The sequence below is a fragment of the Paracoccus sp. J55 genome (assembly GCF_000513975.1).
Lineage (GTDB): Bacteria > Pseudomonadota > Alphaproteobacteria > Rhodobacterales > Rhodobacteraceae > Paracoccus.
On record NZ_AZVA01000037.1, the window covers coordinates 1 to 17,679 of the forward strand.

Below are 17,679 nucleotides of genomic sequence, written 5' to 3' on the forward strand. Positions count from 1 at the left end.
ATCCGGCTGGCGCAGGCGCGCATGCTGCTGGCGCGCACCGACCGCACCGTGACCCGCATCGCCGAGGAGACCGGCTTCTGCGACGCCTCGCACCTGATCCGCGTCTTCCGCGAGACCGAGGGCAGCACGCCCGACCTCTGGCGCCAGAGCCGCGGCCTGCCGGCCGGGGAGGCGCCCTAGCCGCCCGTTGCACGGCCCTTTGCGGCAACGCTGGCGCCTCTGCCGGATAATGGCCCGGCCATTCGGATGAGGAGAGGGACAGATGCCGAACAAAGCCACAGTCAGGGGGGTGCTGGTGGACGCGACGCTCGCCCCGGTCGCCGCGGGCAAGATCGTCGCCACGCTGCAGGGCTCGGACATTTTCGACGGCGGGGTGCGGGTGGTGACGCAGAAGGTCGAGGCGACCACGAATGCGCGGGGCGAATGGGCGCTGGCGCTGATCGTGAACGGCGAGGGCGAGACGGCGGGCACGAGCTGGACCATCGAGGGCTACAACCAGTATGTGGCCAAGGTCTTCGAGGCGAAGGCGCTGTTTCTGGCCTCCGGCCTGGAGATCACCCTGGGCGACCTGGAAAAGACCAGCGCCCAGAACCTGAAGGCGGCGCGCGAGGCCGGCCTCGCCCGGCTGATCCTCGCCGCCGATTACGACAGCTATCAGGCCATGCCGGAAAACCAGAGGCGCCAGAACGATCTCGTGGTGGTCAAGCCGTAGCCACCCGCCCGGCACTGAACTGGCCCGCCTGCCGGAGCTTCGGCAGGCGGGCCACACCTGCCCGCACCACCGGCAGCCGGCGCCGCACGCCCACGCAGAAGGGCCGGAAAAGGTGGCGCTTTTTCTTTGAGCATGCGCCCTGGGGGTCTGGTGCCTGTTCGGCGGCCGAGACCGAAGCCCGTTCCGGGCGGCCTGATCGCAACCTGCAGGCCGCGATGATCGGCCATGTCGTTGATCCCGACCCACTCCGTTACAACAGCCGTGACCTTCGCCCGTTTCCCCCAGACCGCGACCTGGCGGGCGCGGATGATCGCGCTTTCGGATGCAGCGCCCCTGTCTGGGGAATTGAGGACCCCGTGCCCCCGCGCATCCCCAGCCTGAGATCGGCGCAGCGGCCAACGGCTTCGCCTGCATGACGTCGATGGATCACGCCGCGCCGGCAGATTGGGCGGCACACTGACCGAGGTCGTGCCGGAACCGGCGGGAAGCTGGTCGCGAAGATCCCCCCTGCCGACGATGCGATCCCAAAAACATGCGTGATCGCGTTGCCTCTGCGGAAAGGGATGGCCCTTCGAATCCGGTAAATGGAAGGCTGTCACGATCGATGCGAGCAGGCGAATGCCAAGCGTTTCGAGGAAGGCTGCGCAAATCCCTGACAGCGCATCGCACCGGCCCGAGCCGGCGGGTGAAAAAGGAGCGTAGCAGGCTGATCGGGCGAAGGAAGAGGATGAACCCTCGAACGTCACGCGCTTGTCGATGCGCAGGGCCTCGATCCTCCGCGATGACAAGCTGCCCTCTCTGACCAGCCTGTCCCAGGTCGACCGAGTGCCGGCGCAGTGAAGCCATGGCGCTGAATGGTAGAGATGCCCTTGAAAGACAAACGACAAGCAAGCCTGTCAGACCCGGCAAGGCCCCAGCAAACGTCTCAACAGGATCGAGACATGTCCGGCAGGACCAAGGACTGACCGCATCGCCCTCGCCGCAACCGCCCTGTCCGGATTTTGAATCTGACCTCCTGAGGTCCGAGCTCTGCCGGCTTGAGCCCGTCGCCGGATTGCGGGTCGGCATCTGACACTTGTGGCAGCCCCCTGACCTGTCGGCATCACACTCGTCTTGAAAGGCTGATCGCGGCCTTTGCCGGACCACACACCGGACGGAGGACAGTCCATGGCCGCCTCATCGCCAGGGACGGCCCGGGAGAACGGTCAGGGACCAGCTTCCGCCAGCCGTGTCCGAAGCCGCCGGGCGGCCTCATGCAGCACGTTGATCCGGTAGAGGCTCAACTCGTCAGGTTCCTGGCCGAGATTCAATTCGATATCCGCAAGGGCGACATCGGCAGAAACCTCGCGTTCCAGAACCCATGCGATGGTTTCGTCGGGCAGTTCCTCTACTCTGGTCATTCCGAACCTCCTGTCCTGACCGGCGCCGTGGATGCCGGGACAGAGATATTACGACAAAGTTAATCGTTTTTTCAAGAATGAACCGTTCCCCCTGCGGAGAACCAGTTGCCAAATTTGACCCGGGAACGAGAAGAAAATCCCTGCCCGCCGCAAGGACTGGCCGGCAATGTGACGCGGACCTGCCGGCGCCTGCGGCACCATGCGATGCGTCTTGGAGGGAAATGGTAGCGGAGGAGGGATTTGAACCCCCGACACAAGGATTATGATTCCTCTGCTCTAACCAGCTGAGCTACTCCGCCACGGGTGCGTGCGATTTACGGTGAGCGGCGGGGAGCGTCAAGGGGCCGAAAGCAGCTTTGTCAAAGTTTTTGGCCCGGATCGAAAATCGCTCCCCGTCCGGCACCAGGCCCCCCGCCACGCGACCAGGGTCCAGCCTGCGGACGTGCCGCGCCGCTTCGGCGCGAACCTCCCAGAAGGAAAAGGACAGGGGCCCGATGCGGCCGGCTCGTCAGACCGAGATGCCGTTGCGCCCGGCCAGATCGGTGAAGAACTGCCAGGCCACCCGGCCCGAGCGCGCGCCGCGCGTCGCCTGCCACTCGATCGCCTCGGCGCGCAGCTGCTCTTCGGGGACCTGCAGGCCGTAGGCATCGCAATAGCCGCGCACCATGGCCAGATATTCGTCCTGCGAGCAGGGATGAAAACCCAGCCACAGCCCGAACCGGTCCGAAAGCGAGACCTTCTCCTCGACCGCCTCGCCGGGATGGATCGCGGTCGAACGCTCGTTGTCGATCATGTCGCGCGGCATCAGGTGGCGCCGGTTCGAGGTGGCGTAAAGGATCACGTTGGCGGGACGGCCCGAAATGCCGCCGTCCAGCACCGCCTTGAGCGACTTGTATTGCGTGTCGTCATGGCTGAAGGACAGGTCGTCCGAAAACAGCACGAAGCGCCGGTCCCGGGCCCTGCCCAGGATCGCCAGCAGCCGGCCGACCGAACCCAGATCCTCGCGCGCGATCTCGACCAGCACCAGGGGCAGGCCCTGACGCACCGCCTCGGCATGCACCGCCTTGACGAGCGAGCTCTTGCCCATGCCGCGCGAACCCCAGAGCAGGGCGTTGTTGGCCGCATGGCCGCGGGCGAATTGCAGCGTATTGGCCAGAAGCGTGTCGCGCGCCCTGTCGATGCCGATCAACTGCACCAGATCGACGCGGTTGACCTCGGCCACGGGCTCCAACCGGTCGGGATCGGGATGCCAGACATAGGCTGTGGCCTCGGTAAAGCTCGGCTCGGGGGCGGGCGGCGGCGAAAGGCGCTCCAGCGCCTCGGCCACGCGCAGCAGGGCTTGTTCAGACATCGGCTTGCCGTTCCTCCAGTTCGCGCTTCTTCTCGATCCGGCGCACGAGGAAGATCGACGCCTCGTAAAGCCCATAGATCACCGTGAACAGCACGATCTGGCTGATGACATCGGGCGGCGTCACCATGGCGGCCAGCACCAGGATCACCACGACGGCATAGCGCCGCACGCTCGCCAGCCCCTCCGAAGACACCAGCCCCGCCTTGCCCATCAGCGTCAGCGCCACCGGCAGCTGGAAGGACAGGCCGAAGGCCAGGATGAACTTGGTGGTCAGCGTCAGGTATTCCTCGACCGAGCCCTGGAAGACGATGCCGGCCCAGGGTTCCTTGGCCGAGGCCACCGCTCCGGCCGCCTGCGTGGCCGCCGCGGCAGGATCGTCGGGCAGCGCCAGCGGCCCCTGCTGGAAGCCCAGGAAGAAATCGAAGGCCCAGGGCAGGATGATGTAATAGGCGAAAGCCGCACCGATCAGGAACATCACCGGCGAGGCGACCAGGAAGGGCAGCAGAGCGTTCTTTTCGCTGCGATAGAGCCCCGGCGCCACGAACCGCCACAGCTGGTAGCCGACCACGGGAAAGGCCAGCACGAAACCGCCGAAAAAGGCGATGCGCATGGCGACGAAGAACCCTTCCTGCAGCTTCAGCAGGATCAGCCCGCAGGTCTGGTCACGCTTTTCCAGCGCCTGGCAGATCGGCTGGGTCAGGAAGTCGAAGATCGGGTTCCAGATGAAATAGCACGCCACCATCGCCACGACGAAAGCCAGCACGGACCAGATCAGCCGCGTTCGCAGCTCTGCCAGATGCTCGATCAGCGGTGCGGAAGTGTCGTCGATATCGTCCGGCTTGGCTGATTTCATCGCCACGGAGCGGCCTCTTCTGTCAATCGTGTCAAGCGCGGTCCGAGCGGCGCACGGCATGCAGGCGCCGGCGGCCCTCGGCGGTGTCCAGCGCCTCATCCGTCGCAACCGCCGGCGCCGCGATGCCCGGCGCGGGCGGCAAAGGGGCGGGCGTGGCGCTGTCATTGGCCGTGGGCCGCGGCGGCAGCGGGGCCGAAGGATCTGGCAGGGGCGCGGCCTTGCGGCCGGCTTCCTGCTTGGGGTTCAGCGGGTCCCATTTCTCGAACCGCTCGGTGGCGCGCTCCAGCGCGTCAAGGCCAAGCGTGCGTTTCGAACTCAGCGCGTTCACGTCCTTCAGCGTCTTGGCCGCATCGTCGAGGCCCGAGGATTTCGCCGCATCCTCCATGGCGCTGCTGAACTCGCGCGCCATGGACCGGGCGCGCGCCGTGATCCGCCCCAGGCTGTGGAACAGCTTGGGCAGGTCCTCCGGGCCGAGGACGATCAGCGCCACGACGCCGATCAGCAGCAGCTCGCTCCAGCCGATATCCAACATGAGCGCCGGACCCGGGGGATCAGAGCTTGGTGGTGTCGGTCGGCGTCACGTCGCGCAGCGTGCTGTCGGCAGTGGCGCGGGCGCGCTCGGCCTCCAGCTTGGCGCGTTCTGCCGCGATCTCGGCGCGGGCGCGCTCGATATCGTCGGTGGTCTTCAGCTGCTCCAGTTCCTTGGGCTCGCTGCGGGCGGCAGCGTCGATATCCTCGCTGCCCTCCTTGACGCCTTTCTTGAAGGCGGTGATCCCCTTGCCGACCTCGCCCATCAGGGACGAGACCTTGCCGCGCCCGAAAAGAACCAGAACGACGATTGCGATCAGCAATAGCGCCATGGGTGAAGGTGCGTGCATCTGTTTACCTCCGTGGCCGGGCCCCCTTGGGCCCTGCGGTGCCTCTATTCGTTCCGATATAGGTCGGGATCGGCTGTTTCGAAACCCCCAAACGCGTGATCGGACGGTTTGACGCGCGGCCCCGCTTCCCCCTCCGAAGGTTCCGCGCAATACTGCCGGCCATGGAAAGCACACAGATCATCAGCGCCTTCGTCACGCTTTTCGTGGTCATCGACCCGGTGGGGCTGGCGCCGCTCTTCATCGCGCTGACCCGCGGCATGTCGCCGCAAAGGCGGCGGCGAATCGGCTGGCGGGCGCTGGCCATCGCCGCGGCGCTGATGACGCTCTTCGGCCTGGCGGGCGAGGCGATCCTGGCCGGGATCGGCATCTCGCTTTCCGCCTTCCGCATCGCGGGCGGGCTGCTTCTGTTCCTGACCGCGCTCGACATGCTCTTCGAGCGCCGCACCGAGCGACGCGAGGGCCAGGCCAGGGACGACGACGACGACCCTTCGGTCTTTCCGCTGGCGACGCCGCTCCTGGCCGGGCCCGGGGCGCTGGCCTCGATGATCCTGCTGGTCGGCCAGGACGCCAGCCCCGGCCACACGCTGATGATCCACCTCGTGATGCTGGCGGTGCTGGGGATCGCCGCGGCGCTTTTCGCCATGGCCGGGCCGATCGCCCATGTGCTGGGCCGCACCGGCACCATGGTGGTCACGCGGCTCTTCGGCATGCTGCTCGCGGCGCTGTCGATCCAGTTCGTGATCGACGGGCTCAAGGGCTCGGGGCTGGTGTGATGGGCGAGGAATTCGGCCGGCTCGCCTATCTCGTGCTGCTGCTGATCGCGATCGGCGGCTTCCTGCTGGTCGAGCTGCGCAACCGCCCGGGCAAGACCCTGCGGCAGGCGGCGGCCTGGGGGCTGATCTTCCTCGGCGCCGTGGCCCTGGCCGGGCTCTGGGACGACATCCGCGGCGCGGTCTCGCCCCAGGCGCGCATGCTCGAAGGCGGCCGGATCGAGGTCCCGCTGGGCAATGACGGCCATTACCACCTGACGGCCGAGGTGAACGGCACGCCGGTGCGCTTCGTCATCGATACCGGCGCCAGCACCATCGCGCTGGGGCCGAGGGACGCGGCCCGGGTCGGCATCGATCCCGACAGCCTCGCCTATGCCGGCCAGGCGCGCACCGCCAACGGCATCGTCCAGACCGCGACCGTCCTGCTCGATACGGTCGCCATCGGCGAGATCCGCGACAGCCGCGTCCCGGCGGTGGTGCTGCGCGCCGACCTCAGCCAGTCGCTGATGGGCATGTCCTACCTGTCACGCTTCGCCCGCGTCAGCATCGAGGCCAACCGCCTCATCCTCGAACGCTGACCCGCTTCTTTCTTGCCCAAATATCCCGGGGGGAGCGCGCCCTGCGCCCCGCCAAGGGGTGCAGGGCGCGCGGGGGGCAGAGCCCCCGACGCCCCGCGCTACTGCCTGCGTTCCCAGCGCCCCCCCGCCTCGGACCAGTATTCCGCCGCCACGCCTTCGGCCGTCAGCGCCCGCCATTGCGCACGGGCGCGTTCCAGCGCCTCGGGGTCGTTGCCGTCGAACAGGATGCAGGCCCGCTCCAGCGCCCCGCATTCCGCGGCCGAGACCTCGGCGCCCTCCAGCGCGATCAGGCAGCGCGCCGCATTCGCCGCCGCCTGGCCCTCGACCGTCAGCAGCACCGGCTGGCGGGCATCATGCGGTCCGCCGGCCAGGCCGTGCGGCAGGAAGCCCTCGCCCAGCCACAGCCTCTCGTCCAGCGCCACCTGACGCGCCCGGTCCCTGCCCCGCAGCTCGACCCGCCAGCCCGCCTGCAGGCTCTTGCCGATCAGCATCGGCAAGAGCTGCCCGGGACCCGAGCGGGTCAGGTGATAGAACAGGGCCGAACCCATCAGCCCTGCTTCTCGAAACGGTCGCGCACCAGCCGGTCCAGCGTCATCACGCCCCAGCCCGAGGCCCCCTTGGGCGCCAGCGCGGTCTCGGCAGGCGGCAGGGCCACGCCGGCGATGTCCAGATGCACCCAGGGCACGTCCTCGCGCACGAACCGCCGCAGGAACTGCGCGGCGGTGATCGAGCCCGCCGGCCGGCCGCCGGTATTCTTGACGTCGGCCAGCCGCGAATCGATCAGCTTGTCGTAGCCCGGTCCCAGCGGCAGGCGCCAGGCGCCCTCGCCCTCGGCCCTGGCGGCGTTCAGCACCTGCGTGGCGAAGGCGTCGTCGTTCGAGAACACCCCGGCATTCTCATGCCCCAGCGCGATGATCACCGCCCCGGTCAGGGTCGCCAGATCGACGACGGCGGCGGGCTTGAAGCGTTCCTGCGCATACCAGAGCACGTCGGCCAGCACGAGCCGGCCCTCGGCATCGGTGTTGACGACCTCGATCGTGTCGCCCTTCATCGAGCGCACGATGTCGCCCGGACGCTGGGCACGGCCGTCGGGCATGTTCTCGACCAGCCCGACCAGCCCCACCACATTCGCCCTGGCGCGGCGCAGCGCCAGCGCCCGCATGACGCCGGCGACCACGCCCGCGCCGCCCATGTCCATGGTCATCTCCTCCATGCCGGCGGCCGGCTTGATCGAGATGCCGCCGGTGTCGAAGACCACGCCCTTGCCGACCAGCGCCAGCGGCGCGGCCTCGCCGCCGCCGTTCCAGCGCATGACCACCACCTTGGACGGGCTTTCCGAGCCCTGCCCCACGGCCAGCAGCGCCCGCATGCCCAGCCTGGCCAGCTCGTCCTCCTCCAGCACCTCGACCTCGAGCCCCAGCTCGCGCATGGCCAGCAGGCGGTCGGCGAAATCGCTGGTGGTCAGCACGTTCGCGGGCTCGTTCACCAGATCGCGGGTGAAGAACACGCCCTCGGCCACGGCGGCGCCGTCGGCCGCGGCGCGCCCCAGCGCCTCGGGGTCCTTGTGCATGAAGATCACCCGGCCGCGCAGCGTCCCGGCCGGGGCCGCGTCGGCCACAGGCCCGGGCCCGCCGGCGGCATCGGACAGCCGCGCATCCTCGGCCGCGCCGGTGCGGCTGGTGCTGGCGGCGGGCTCGGCGGGCGCTTCGCCCTCGGGGGCGGCGCCATCCCCGGTCTTCCTGGTCTTGTAGGCCGAGAAGTCATAGGCCCTGAGCGCCAGCCCCAGCGCCACCTCGGCGGCGCGGGCATGGTTGCCGGCCAGGACCAGGGTCTCGGCCTTGCCCAGCTTCGCGCCGATGCTGGCGCCCGCGGCCCGGGCCGTCGCCACATCCGCATTGGCGGGCAGCAGGACGAGCTGCAGCGCCTCGGCCTTCAGCCCGGCGGGAAAGGCCAGCTCCAGCGCCTTGCCGGGCTTGACCGCCTTCCACGCCTCCGAGGCGAAGGCCCGCGCCAGCGCCTCGCGCGTGGCGCGCGGCAGGCCGCCCGGCAGCCGCCCGGCCTTCGGCACCAGAATGGCGACGCGGCCGGGCCGCTCGGCCAGCCCCGCGGCATCCATCGCCGTGAAGGAAATTTCGACCGGGTGAGTCATGGTCCTGCCCTCTTGCGTTGCTCCATCTCGGCGGAAACTAGTCACGCGCGGGCGACTTGACCAGAGCCGGGGCTTTCCCAACGCCCGCGCAGCGGCTAATCAGACGGGGTCCGAGCCCGCGAAAGCCCCCATGCCCCGCATCGACCGCTACATCCTGTCGCAATTCCTGACCCTGTTCGGGTTCTTTGCGCTGGTGCTGGTGTCGGTCTACTGGATCAACCGCGCCGTCTCGCTGTTCGAGCAGCTGATCTCGGACGGGCAGACCGCGCTGGTGGTGCTGGAATTCACCGCGCTGACCCTGCCCTTGGTGATCTCGGTCGTGCTGCCCATCGCAGCCTTCGCGGCCAGCGCCTACGGCACCAACCGGCTGGCCTCGGAATCCGAGTTGGTGGCGATGCAGGCGACCGGAATCTCGCCCTGGCGGCTGGCGCGGCCGGTGCTGGTCTTCGGCGTGCTGGTCGGGCTGATGGTGGCGCTGCTGGTGCATTCGCTGGTGCCCATGGCGCGGGGACGGCTGGCCGACCGCCAGGCCGAGATCGCGCAGAACGTCACCGCGCAATTCCTCCGCGCCGGCGCCTTCCAATACCCGGTGCAGGGCGTGACGCTTTACATCCGCGACATCGCGGCGGACGGGCGGCTGGTGGACTTCTTCCTTGAGGACGCCCGCGACCCGGGCAACCAGACCACCTATACCGCGACCGAGGCGCTGCTGGTCCGGACCGAGGCGGGCCCGCGCCTGGTGATGATGCAGGGCATGGTGCAGAACCTGCGCCATTCCGGCGACCGGCAAAGCCTGTCGGTGACGCGGTTTTCCGAGCTGGCCTATGACCTCGGCACGCTGATCGACACCGGGTCGAGCCGCCTGCGCGACCTGCGCGCCTATTCGACCCTGCGGCTGCTGGACCCCGATCCCGAGCTGCTGGCCGCGACCGGCGCCACCCCCGACAAGGCGCTGGCCGAGGCGCATGAGCGGCTGGCCAAGCCGTTCCAGGCGCCGGTCGCGGCGCTGCTGGGCTTTGCCATGCTGCTTCTGGGCGGGTTCAGCCGCTTCGGCGTCTGGCGGCAGGTGATCTGGGCGGTGATCGCCCTGATCGTGGTGCAGTTCCTGGGCACGGCGGCCGAGAACCAGGTGGCCGGCAATGCCGCGCGCTGGCCGCTGATCTATGTCTCGCCGCTGGTGGGCGCGGCGATCTGCGCCGCGGTTCTGTGGCTGGCCGCGCGGCCGCGGCGCCTGCGCGGCGGGGCGAAGGCGGCGGCGGCAAAAGGGGGGCCGGCATGATCCTTTCGACCTATGTCGCGCGGCGCTTCCTGCGCATGCTGGTGATGATCGCCGCGATCTTCGGCGCCATCCTGTTCCTGATCGACATCGTCGAGCAGATCCGCCGCTTCTCGGACGAGAATATCGGGCTTTCCGGCGCGGCGGGCCTGTCGCTGCTGAACATCACCGCCAGCTTCTATTCCATCCTGCCGCTGATCACGGTGCTGGCGGGGATCGCGCTGTTCCTGAACCTGTCGCGCAGCTCCGAACTGGTGGCGATCCGCGCTTCGGGGCGCTCGGGCATCCGGGTGCTCTGCGCGCCGGCGGTCACGGCGGCGCTGGCGGGGATGCTGGCGGTGGCGGTGCTGAACCCGGTGGTGGCGGCGACCACGAAACGCTATGACGACGCGGTGGCGCGCATGCGCAGCGGCGAGGACCAGACCGTCAGCGTCGGCGACAACGCGGTCTGGCTGCGCCAGGCCCTGCCCGCGCGCGACGCGAACGGGGCCGAGACCTCGGGCCAGGTGGTGATCCGCGCCGGCCGCGCCAGCCCCGATGCGACGACGCTTTACGACGCCACCTTCATGGTCTTTTCGCCCGAGACCGGCCCGACCCGGCGCATCGACGCGGCCCGCGCCCGGCTGACCCAGGGCGCCTGGGAGCTGACCGACACCAAGGAATGGCCGCTGACCCAGCCCAATCCCGAGGCCATGGCCCGCACCGCGCCGCGGCTGGAACTGCCGACCGACCTGACCGCCGCCCGCATCCGCGACAGTTTCGGCCGGCCCGAGGCGATTCCGGTCTGGCAATTGCCGGCCTTCATCCAGGGGCTGGAGCGGGCGGGCTTCTCGGCCCAGCGGCACAAGGTCTGGTTCCAGATGGAACTGGCCCGGCCGCTGCTGCTGGCGGCCATGGTGGCCATCGCGGCGGTCTTCACCATGCGCCACATGCGCGGGCGACGGATGGGGCTGCTGGTGCTGGGCGCCTTCGGCTGCGGCATCGGCCTGTTCTTCCTGCGCAACCTGGCGCAGGTGCTGGGCGACAATGGCGGCATCCCGCCGGCCCTGGCCGGCTGGGCGCCGCCCGTCGCGGCGCTGCTCTTTGCGCTGGGGGCACTCTTGCGGCTGGAGGACGGATGATGACGCGCAGGCACAAGACCCGGCTGGGCGCAGGGACGGCGCGCGCCGCGCTGCTGGCGGCGGCCCTGCCCGGCTTGGCGCTGGCCCAGAGCCTGACGCCCGAGGGCCAGACCCTGCCGGTCTACGGCCCGACCGACCCGTTCCTGCAGGACCCGGCCGGCCCCGCCCTGGCCCCGACCGAGGACCCCGGCGCCGTGACCCGCTTTGCCGACGGGACCGAGGCCTCGCATACCCCCAGCGTCGCCAGCCGGCCCGGCACGGTGCGCATCGCCGGCAGCGGCGAGGAAGCCCAGGGCAGCCCGGCGACGCTGCTGGCCGACGAGGTCACGCTGGGCGCCGACGACAAGCTGACCGCCCGGGGCGGCGTGGTGATCTGGTATCGCGGCGCGCGGCTGATCGCCTCGCGCGTGGTCTATGACAACCGGACCGGCGCGGCCGAGATCGAGGGGCCGATCCACCTGACCGAGCCGGCCCGCGCCGGCACGCCGCAGGAAACCATCCTGATCGCCGACAGCGCGCAGCTGGACCCGAACATGCAGGACGGCATCCTGCGCGGCGCCCGGCTGGTGCTGGCGCGCGAGATGCAGATGGCGGCGCGCGAGATGCGCCGCAGCCAGAACGGCGCCGTCACCCGGCTGGACAACGTGGTCGCCTCAAGCTGCCAGATCTGCGCCGAGGACCCGATCCCGCTGTGGGAAATCCGCGCCCGCGCCATCACCCACGACGCCCGCACCCGCAAGCTGCATTTCGACCGCCCGCAGCTGCGCGCGCTTGGCCTGCCCGTCGCCAGCCTGCCCTGGCTGACCGCGCCCGATCCCAGCGTCGAGCGTATGACCGGCTTTCTGCAGCCGCAGTTCCGCACCACCTCGGGGCTGGGCTTCGGGGTCAAGCTGCCCTATTTCGTGACGCTGGGCGACCATGCCGACATCACGCTGACGCCCTATGTCGCCGCCTCGCGCACCAGCACGCTGGAACTGCGCTATCGCCAGGCCTTCAGCAACGGCGCGATGGAATGGAATGGCGCCATCTCGCGCGACGACATCGAGGAGGGCGAGACCCGCGGCTATCTGTTCGGCGGCGCCCGCTTCGAGCTGCCGCGCGGCTATATGCTGGGCCTGCAGATCCAGATGGCCAGCAACCGCGCCTATCTGCTGGATTACGACATTTCCGAGGCAGACCGGCTGTGGAGCGGCCTGACCCTGGACCGCGTGCGCCGCGACCGCATGGTCATGGCGCGGATCGGCAATTACGAATCGCTGCGCGACGACGAACCCGAGGCCTCCACCCCCTCGATCGTGGCCGACGCGCTCTGGAAGCGGCGCTGGACGCCGGACCGGATCGGCGGCATCGCCAGCCTGGAATGGTCGCTGCATGCGCATCACCGCTCGTCCGGCGAGGACGTGCTGGGCCGCGACATGGCGCGCGGCTCGGTGGCCCTGGGCTGGCATCGCAGCGAGATCCTGCGCGGCGGCCTCGTCGGCACCGTCGAGGGCCATGTGAACGCCGACATCTACCGCATCAACCAGGACAGCGACTACGAGGACTGGGTGGCCCGCGCCGATCCGACGCTGGCGGCCGAGCTGCGCTGGCCGCTTGCCCGGTATTCGGGCAGCGTGACGCATATCCTGGAGCCGGTGGCGCAGCTGGTCTGGTCGCCCGAACGCTCGCGCGAGGACGACGTGCCCAACGAGGACAGCCGCCTGATCGAGTTCGACGAGGGCAACCTGTTCTCGCTGAACCGCTTTCCGGGCTGGGACGCACGCGAATCCGGCTTTCGCGCCAATCTGGGCGTCAGCTGGACGCGGATCGACCCGGCCGGCTGGTCGCTCGGCCTGACCGCGGGGCGCGTGTTCCGCACCGAACCCGACCCGGCCTTTGCCCAGGCCGGCCCGGACGGCCCGGCCTTCACCGGGCCGCAGGGCAAGAAACGCTCGGACTGGCTGCTGTCGACCACCTATCAGGGCGCGAACGGGCTGGCGCTGGTCAACCGGGCGCTGTTCGACGACAGCCTGACCATCAGCCGCAACGAGCTGCGGCTGGGATGGTTCAGGCCGGGGCTTCAGGTCTCGGCGGGCTATCTCTGGCTGGACGCGGACGAGAACGAGAATCGCGCCCAGGATGTTTCGGAACTGACCATGGCCGGCGGCTGGCAGGTCGCCCGCGGATGGTGGGCCACGACCGAGACGCGCTACGACTTCACCGCCGACCGGGCGCAGAAGGCGCAGATGGGTCTGGAATACCGCAACGAATGCGTGACCGTCGAGATGTCGGTCGAGCGGCGCTTCACCTCCTCGGAGGAGGTGCGGCCGGACACCCGCTTCGATCTGGGCATCCGGCTGGGCGGCTTTGGCCAGCAGAAGCCGGGTCCGGGAACGGTGGCGCGCCGCGCCTGCCTGCGCTAATGTCCGGCAAAACCATGCGGCGAGGGAGCTGATGCGGCGAATTCTTCTGGGGGCGGCCATGGCCGCGATGCTGGCGGCAAGCGGGGTTTCCCCGGCCTTTGCGCAGGGCAATCCGTTCCAGCCGCTGGTCTATGTCAACGATTCGGCCGTCACCCGCTACGAGCTGGACCAGCGGATGCGCTTCATGCAGCTGCTGCGGGCGCCGGACGCCGACCGGGCCTCGGCCGAGCAGGCGCTGATCGACGACCGGCTGCGGATCTTTGCCGCCCGCCAGCTGGGCATCACCGCCAGCGACGAGCAGATCGACGCCGGCCTCGCCGAATTCGCCGGCCGCGCCAATATGGGCGTCGAGGAATTCGTGCGCGCGCTCGGCCAGGCCGGGGTCGAACGCCAGGCCTTCCGCGATTTCGTCGCCGCCGGCGTGGTCTGGCGCGACGTGGTGCGCCAGCGCGTCGTGCCGCAGGTCCAGGTCGATGATGCCGAGATCGAACAGGAGATGCAGCGCGCGCTGGAGACGCCGCGCGTCACCCATGTCGCCCTGTCCGAACTGATCATCCCCGCCCCGTCCGGCCAGGAAGAGCAGGCCATGGACCTTGCGGAATCGGTGGTGCAGAACGTGCGCTCGGAGGCGGATTTCGCCGCCGCGGCGCGGCGCCATTCCGCGACGCCCTCGGCCCCCGAGGGCGGGCGCCTGCCCTGGACGCCGCTGGCCAACCTGCCGCCCTCGCTGCGGCAGATCATCCTGTCGATGCAGCCGGGCCAGATCAGCCAGCCGCTGAGCGTGCCGGGCGCGGTGGTGCTGTTCTATCTGCGCGACACCCGCGGCACGCTGCGCCCCGGCGCCACAGACCAGGTTCTGGATTTCCTGCGCCTGCGCCTGGCGAGCGCCGAGGAGGCGAACCGCATCGCGGCACTTTCCGATACCTGCGCCGATGTGTTCGTCCATGCCCGCGGCCTGCCGCCCGAGCAGATCCAGCGCCAGACCCTGCCGCAGGGCCAGATCCCGACCGGCGACGCCCTGCGCCTGGCGGTGCTGGACGACAACGAATCCACCGTCATCAATCAGGGCGGCGCGGTCGAGCTGTTGATGCTGTGCAAGCGCCGGCCCGCGCTGCTGGCGGCGGGGGCGCAGGAGGCGGCGGTGCCGGTGACCGCCGAGGAAGAGGGCGCCGCGGCGCCCGGGCCCGACGCGCTGCCCGACCGCGAGGAAGTGCGCAACGTCATCTTCAACCGCAAGGTCGGCCAGGCGGCGGAAAACTATCTGGCCGAGTTGCGGGCCAATGCGATCATCCGCCGGCCGTGAGCCCGGTCGAGGCCGGGGGCGCTTCGCCCCCCGGACCCCCAGAGGGTATTTGGGAAACAGAGAAAATGACTGAAGCCCGGCCGATCATTCTGACCTGCGGCGAGCCTGCGGGCGTCGGGCCGGAGCTGGCCCCCAAGGCGCTGGCCTCGGGCGTGCCCTTCCTGTTTCTGGGCGATCCGCGGCATCTGCCGGAAGGCACCGCCTGGGCCGAGGTCGAGGCGCCGGGCGAGCCGGTGCCGCCGGGCATGCTGGGGGTGCTGCGGCATGATTTCCCGGCCCCGGCCCGACCCGGCCGGCCCGATCCCGCCAATGCGCCCGCGGTCGTCGAGGTCATCGCCCGCGCCGTGGATCTGGCCATGTCCGGCGCCGCCGGCGGCATCTGCACCCTGCCGATCAACAAGGAGGCGCTGAAGCGCGGCGCCGGTTTCGGCTTTCCCGGCCATACCGAATATCTGGCGCATCTGGCCGGCGACGTGCCGGTGGCGATGATGCTGGCCTCGACCTCGGTCGAGCCGGCCTGCCGGGTGGTGCCGGTGACCATCCACATCCCGCTGTCCGAGGTGCCGTTGGCGCTGACGCCCCTGCGACTGGAGCAGGCCGTCCGCATCACCGATGCCGCGATGCGGCGCGACTTCGGCCTGGCGCGGCCGCGTCTGGCCATCGCCGGGCTGAACCCCCATGCCGGCGAGAACGGCGTCATGGGCGACGAGGAGGCGCGCTGGATGGTCCCGCTGATCGAGCGGCTGCGCCGGGAAGGGTTCGACCTGCGCGGCCCGCTGCCGGCCGATACCATGTTCCATCCGGCGGCCCGGGCGCGATACGACGCGGCGCTGTGCGCCTATCACGACCAGGCGCTGATCCCGATCAAGACGCTGGATTTCGCCGGCGGGGTGAACGTGACGCTGGGCCTGCCCTTCGTGCGCACCTCTCCCGATCACGGCACTGCCTTCGACATCGCCGGCCAGGGAATCGCCGATGCGCAGAGCGTCATTGCGGCGCTGCGCATGGCGCATGAGATGGCGGCGCGGCGATGAGCGCCATCGACGGGCTGCCGCCGCTGCGCGAGGTGATCGCGCGGCACGATCTGCGGGCGAAGAAGCAATTGGGGCAGAACTTCCTGCTGGACCTGAACCTGACCGCCAAGATCGCGCGCGCCGCGGGCGACCTGACGGCCTGCGACGTGATCGAGGTCGGGCCGGGGCCGGGCGGGCTGACGCGCGGGCTGCTGGCCGAGGGCGCGCGCCATGTTCTGGCCATCGAAAAGGATGCCCGCGCCCTGCCCGCCCTGGCCGAGATCGCCGCCGCCTATCCCGGCCGGCTGGAGGTAATCCATGGCGACGCGCTGGAGGTCGATCCCCTGGCGCATCTGTCGCCGCCGATCCGCATCGTGGCGAACCTGCCCTATAACGTCGGCACCGAATTACTGATCCGCTGGCTGACGCCGCCGGCATGGCCGCCCTTCTGGCAGTCGCTGACGCTGATGTTCCAGAAGGAGGTGGCCGAGCGCATCGTGGCCCGGCCGGGCGGCAAGGCCTATGGCCGGCTGGCGGTGCTGGCGCAATGGCGGACCGAGGCGCGGATCGTCATGGCCCTGCCGCCCGAAGCCTTCGTGCCGGCACCCAAGGTGCATTCGGCGGTGGTGCAGCTGACCGCCCTGCCCGAGCCGCGCTTCCCGGCCGATCCGGCGGTGCTGAATCGCGTCGTGGCGGCCGGATTCAACCAGCGCCGCAAGATGCTGCGCGCCTCGCTGAAGGGGCTGCATCCGCGCATCGAGGAGCTGCTGGTCGAAGCCGGCATCGCCCCCACCGCCCGGGCCGAGGAGATCGGCCTGGAACGGTTCTGCGCGCTGGCGCGGGGCCTGGCCGCCGCGCCGCGCTGAACTCAATCGCCCGAGGCGCCTTCCGGCTGGCTCTTGGCAGCCTTGGCGCCGCCCCGGCCCGAGGATTTCGCGGCCGCGGTCTTGCCGCCCTCTTCGGCCGGCTTCTTGCGGCTGCGCGGCGCGGCGGTCGTGCTGCGGCTGCGACGGCGCGGGGCCGGTTCGGCGGCGGGCTCTCCGGGGGTTGCCGCGGGCTCTTCCGGGGCCGCGGCAGGCTCGGCCGGAACATCGGCAGGCGCAGCGGCAGTTTCCGGGGTCTCGACCGGGCCGGCGGCATCCTCGTCCGAGGCGATCGCCGGGGGCAGGCCGGGCTGGGCCGCTGCGGGGCGCTCTTCCGCCCGGGGCGCGGGCTGGCGCTCGTCGCGACGGTCGTCGCGGCGTTCCTCGCGCCGGTCCTGGCGGTCCTGGTCGCGACGATCCTGACGGTCCTGGCGATCCTGATGGTGGCGGTGGCCGTTATGGCCGTTGCCGTTCTCGGCCGCAGCGGCCTGACCGCCGGTCTCGGAATCGTCGTCGCGGCTCTGGTGCTGCTGGCTCTGGCGCTCGGCCTGCTCGCGCTGCGCCTCGCCCAGCATCCGGGTGTAGTGTTCTGCGTGCTGAAGGAAGCTCTGCTCCGCCACGCGGTCGTTGGAGAGCTGGGCGTCGCGGGCGAGAGTGAGGTATTTCTCGATGATCTGCTGGGGCGTGCCGCGCACCTTGCCCTCGGGACCCGAGGAATCGAAGACGCGGTTGACGATATTGCCCAGCGAACGCTGTCGGTTCGACTTGTTACGCGAACGGGATTTGGATGATCTCATCAGCTTGTTGTCAGTTTATGTCCGGCAAAGGCCGGCTGAGGTTGGGGTCATTCTAAGGCGGGCGTCAGCGCAGGTGCGGCGTTTTGCTCCGGCTCCCGCGTCACCAGTGAAAGGCTGGGTATCTGAGTGTGACTGACCCGTGCGTGGGCGGTGCGCCCCCGTCACAATTGCGAATAAACACGCCGCAGCGTCGCTTACAAGCGAAAATTTTGT

Annotated in this window: 18 protein-coding genes and 1 tRNA gene; 10 read left to right on the top strand and 9 right to left on the bottom strand. The window is 69.9% G+C overall.

The genetic code is table 11. The features are described 5' to 3' along the window. On the top strand, window positions 1-180 hold a 180-nt coding region (locus PARJ55_RS22515; RefSeq protein ID WP_036714474.1), incomplete at its 5' end, for a helix-turn-helix domain-containing protein. 82 nt (window positions 181-262) lie between these two features. Continuing rightward, window positions 263-712, top strand: coding sequence for a hypothetical protein (locus tag PARJ55_RS0118180; protein ID WP_028714316.1), 450 nt, complete (start codon window positions 263-265; stop codon window positions 710-712). Window positions 713-1,917: 1,205 nt separating this feature from the next. Here PARJ55_RS0118180 and PARJ55_RS0118190 read toward each other — a convergent pair. The 6 genes from PARJ55_RS0118190 to PARJ55_RS0118215 all read right to left on the bottom strand — a co-directional run bounded on the left by PARJ55_RS0118190 (window position 1,918) and on the right by PARJ55_RS0118215 (window position 5,194). Continuing rightward, window positions 1,918-2,112, bottom strand: a complete 195-nt coding sequence (locus PARJ55_RS0118190) for a hypothetical protein (RefSeq protein WP_028714317.1) — start codon at window positions 2,110-2,112, stop codon at window positions 1,918-1,920. A 222-nt stretch (window positions 2,113-2,334) separates the two neighbouring features. Then, window positions 2,335-2,411 (bottom strand) — tRNA-Met (locus PARJ55_RS0118195). Window positions 2,412-2,620: 209 nt separating this feature from the next. Next, window positions 2,621-3,463, bottom strand: coding sequence for an ATP-binding protein (locus PARJ55_RS0118200; RefSeq protein WP_028714318.1), 843 nt, complete (start codon window positions 3,461-3,463; stop codon window positions 2,621-2,623). Continuing rightward, window positions 3,456-4,316 carry a twin-arginine translocase subunit TatC gene (gene tatC / locus PARJ55_RS0118205; RefSeq protein WP_028714319.1) on the bottom strand — a complete coding sequence of 287 codons (861 nt, stop codon included), beginning with the start codon at window positions 4,314-4,316 and terminating at the stop codon, window positions 3,456-3,458. The genes PARJ55_RS0118200 and tatC overlap by 8 nt, the downstream gene beginning before the upstream one ends. 31 nt (window positions 4,317-4,347) lie before the next feature. Continuing rightward, entirely contained in the window at window positions 4,348-4,848 is a 501-nt protein-coding gene (tatB, locus tag PARJ55_RS0118210; protein WP_028714320.1) for a Sec-independent protein translocase protein TatB, read from the bottom strand. 19 nt (window positions 4,849-4,867) lie between these two features. Beyond that, on the bottom strand, window positions 4,868-5,194 hold the full coding sequence (locus PARJ55_RS0118215; protein WP_028714321.1) for a twin-arginine translocase TatA/TatE family subunit: 327 nt from the start codon (window positions 5,192-5,194) through the stop codon (window positions 4,868-4,870). A 161-nt stretch (window positions 5,195-5,355) separates the two neighbouring features. Here PARJ55_RS0118215 and PARJ55_RS0118220 point away from each other — a divergent pair, with 161 nt between their 5' ends. Together PARJ55_RS0118220 and PARJ55_RS0118225 are read left to right on the top strand one after the other, a co-directional pair. After that, window positions 5,356-5,967 carry a MarC family protein gene (locus PARJ55_RS0118220; RefSeq protein ID WP_028714322.1) on the top strand — a complete coding sequence of 204 codons (612 nt, stop codon included), beginning with the start codon at window positions 5,356-5,358 and terminating at the stop codon, window positions 5,965-5,967. After that, window positions 5,967-6,542: a TIGR02281 family clan AA aspartic protease gene (locus PARJ55_RS0118225; RefSeq protein ID WP_028714323.1), complete on the top strand. Its 576-nt coding sequence runs from the start codon at window positions 5,967-5,969 to the stop codon at window positions 6,540-6,542. The genes PARJ55_RS0118220 and PARJ55_RS0118225 overlap by 1 nt, the downstream gene beginning before the upstream one ends. Window positions 6,543-6,640: 98 nt before the next feature. On the opposite strand, the gene PARJ55_RS0118230 is transcribed toward PARJ55_RS0118225, so the two are convergent. Both PARJ55_RS0118230 and PARJ55_RS0118235 read right to left on the bottom strand, forming a co-directional pair. Continuing rightward, window positions 6,641-7,090, bottom strand: a complete 450-nt coding sequence (locus tag PARJ55_RS0118230; RefSeq protein WP_028714324.1) for a DNA polymerase III subunit chi — start codon at window positions 7,088-7,090, stop codon at window positions 6,641-6,643. Continuing rightward, entirely contained in the window at window positions 7,090-8,691 is a 1,602-nt protein-coding gene (locus PARJ55_RS0118235; RefSeq protein WP_028714325.1) for a leucyl aminopeptidase, read from the bottom strand. Before PARJ55_RS0118235 ends, PARJ55_RS0118230 begins: the two co-directional genes overlap by 1 nt. 130 nt (window positions 8,692-8,821) lie before the next feature. On the opposite strand from PARJ55_RS0118235, the gene lptF reads away from it, so the two are divergent. The 6 genes from lptF (at window position 8,822) to rsmA (ending at window position 16,672) form a co-directional block, all read left to right on the top strand. Next, the gene (lptF, locus tag PARJ55_RS0118240; RefSeq protein WP_028714326.1) at window positions 8,822-9,970 is read left to right on the top strand and encodes an LPS export ABC transporter permease LptF; all 1,149 of its coding nucleotides are present in this window, start codon (window positions 8,822-8,824) and stop codon (window positions 9,968-9,970) included. Then, window positions 9,967-11,088: an LPS export ABC transporter permease LptG gene (gene lptG, locus PARJ55_RS0118245; RefSeq protein WP_028714327.1), complete on the top strand. Its 1,122-nt coding sequence runs from the start codon at window positions 9,967-9,969 to the stop codon at window positions 11,086-11,088. The genes lptF and lptG overlap by 4 nt, the downstream gene beginning before the upstream one ends. Continuing rightward, window positions 11,088-13,490, top strand: a complete 2,403-nt coding sequence (locus PARJ55_RS0118250; RefSeq protein ID WP_028714328.1) for an LPS-assembly protein LptD — start codon at window positions 11,088-11,090, stop codon at window positions 13,488-13,490. The genes lptG and PARJ55_RS0118250 overlap by 1 nt, the downstream gene beginning before the upstream one ends. Then, window positions 13,435-14,793: a peptidylprolyl isomerase gene (locus PARJ55_RS0118255; RefSeq protein WP_256380443.1), complete on the top strand. Its 1,359-nt coding sequence runs from the start codon at window positions 13,435-13,437 to the stop codon at window positions 14,791-14,793. Before PARJ55_RS0118250 ends, PARJ55_RS0118255 begins: the two co-directional genes overlap by 56 nt. Before the next feature lie 65 nt (window positions 14,794-14,858). Continuing rightward, window positions 14,859-15,827 (top strand): 4-hydroxythreonine-4-phosphate dehydrogenase PdxA, encoded by a 969-nt coding sequence (gene pdxA / locus PARJ55_RS0118260; protein ID WP_028714330.1) that lies wholly within the window; start codon window positions 14,859-14,861, stop codon window positions 15,825-15,827. Next, window positions 15,824-16,672: a 16S rRNA (adenine(1518)-N(6)/adenine(1519)-N(6))-dimethyltransferase RsmA gene (gene rsmA, locus PARJ55_RS0118265; RefSeq protein WP_028714331.1), complete on the top strand. Its 849-nt coding sequence runs from the start codon at window positions 15,824-15,826 to the stop codon at window positions 16,670-16,672. Before pdxA ends, rsmA begins: the two co-directional genes overlap by 4 nt. A gap of 2 nt (window positions 16,673-16,674) precedes the next feature. Here the strand turns inward: rsmA and PARJ55_RS0118270 are convergent, their stop codons facing one another. Then, window positions 16,675-17,466 (bottom strand): DUF4167 domain-containing protein, encoded by a 792-nt coding sequence (locus PARJ55_RS0118270; protein ID WP_028714332.1) that lies wholly within the window; start codon window positions 17,464-17,466, stop codon window positions 16,675-16,677. Between the last annotated feature and the right edge of the window lie 213 nt (window positions 17,467-17,679).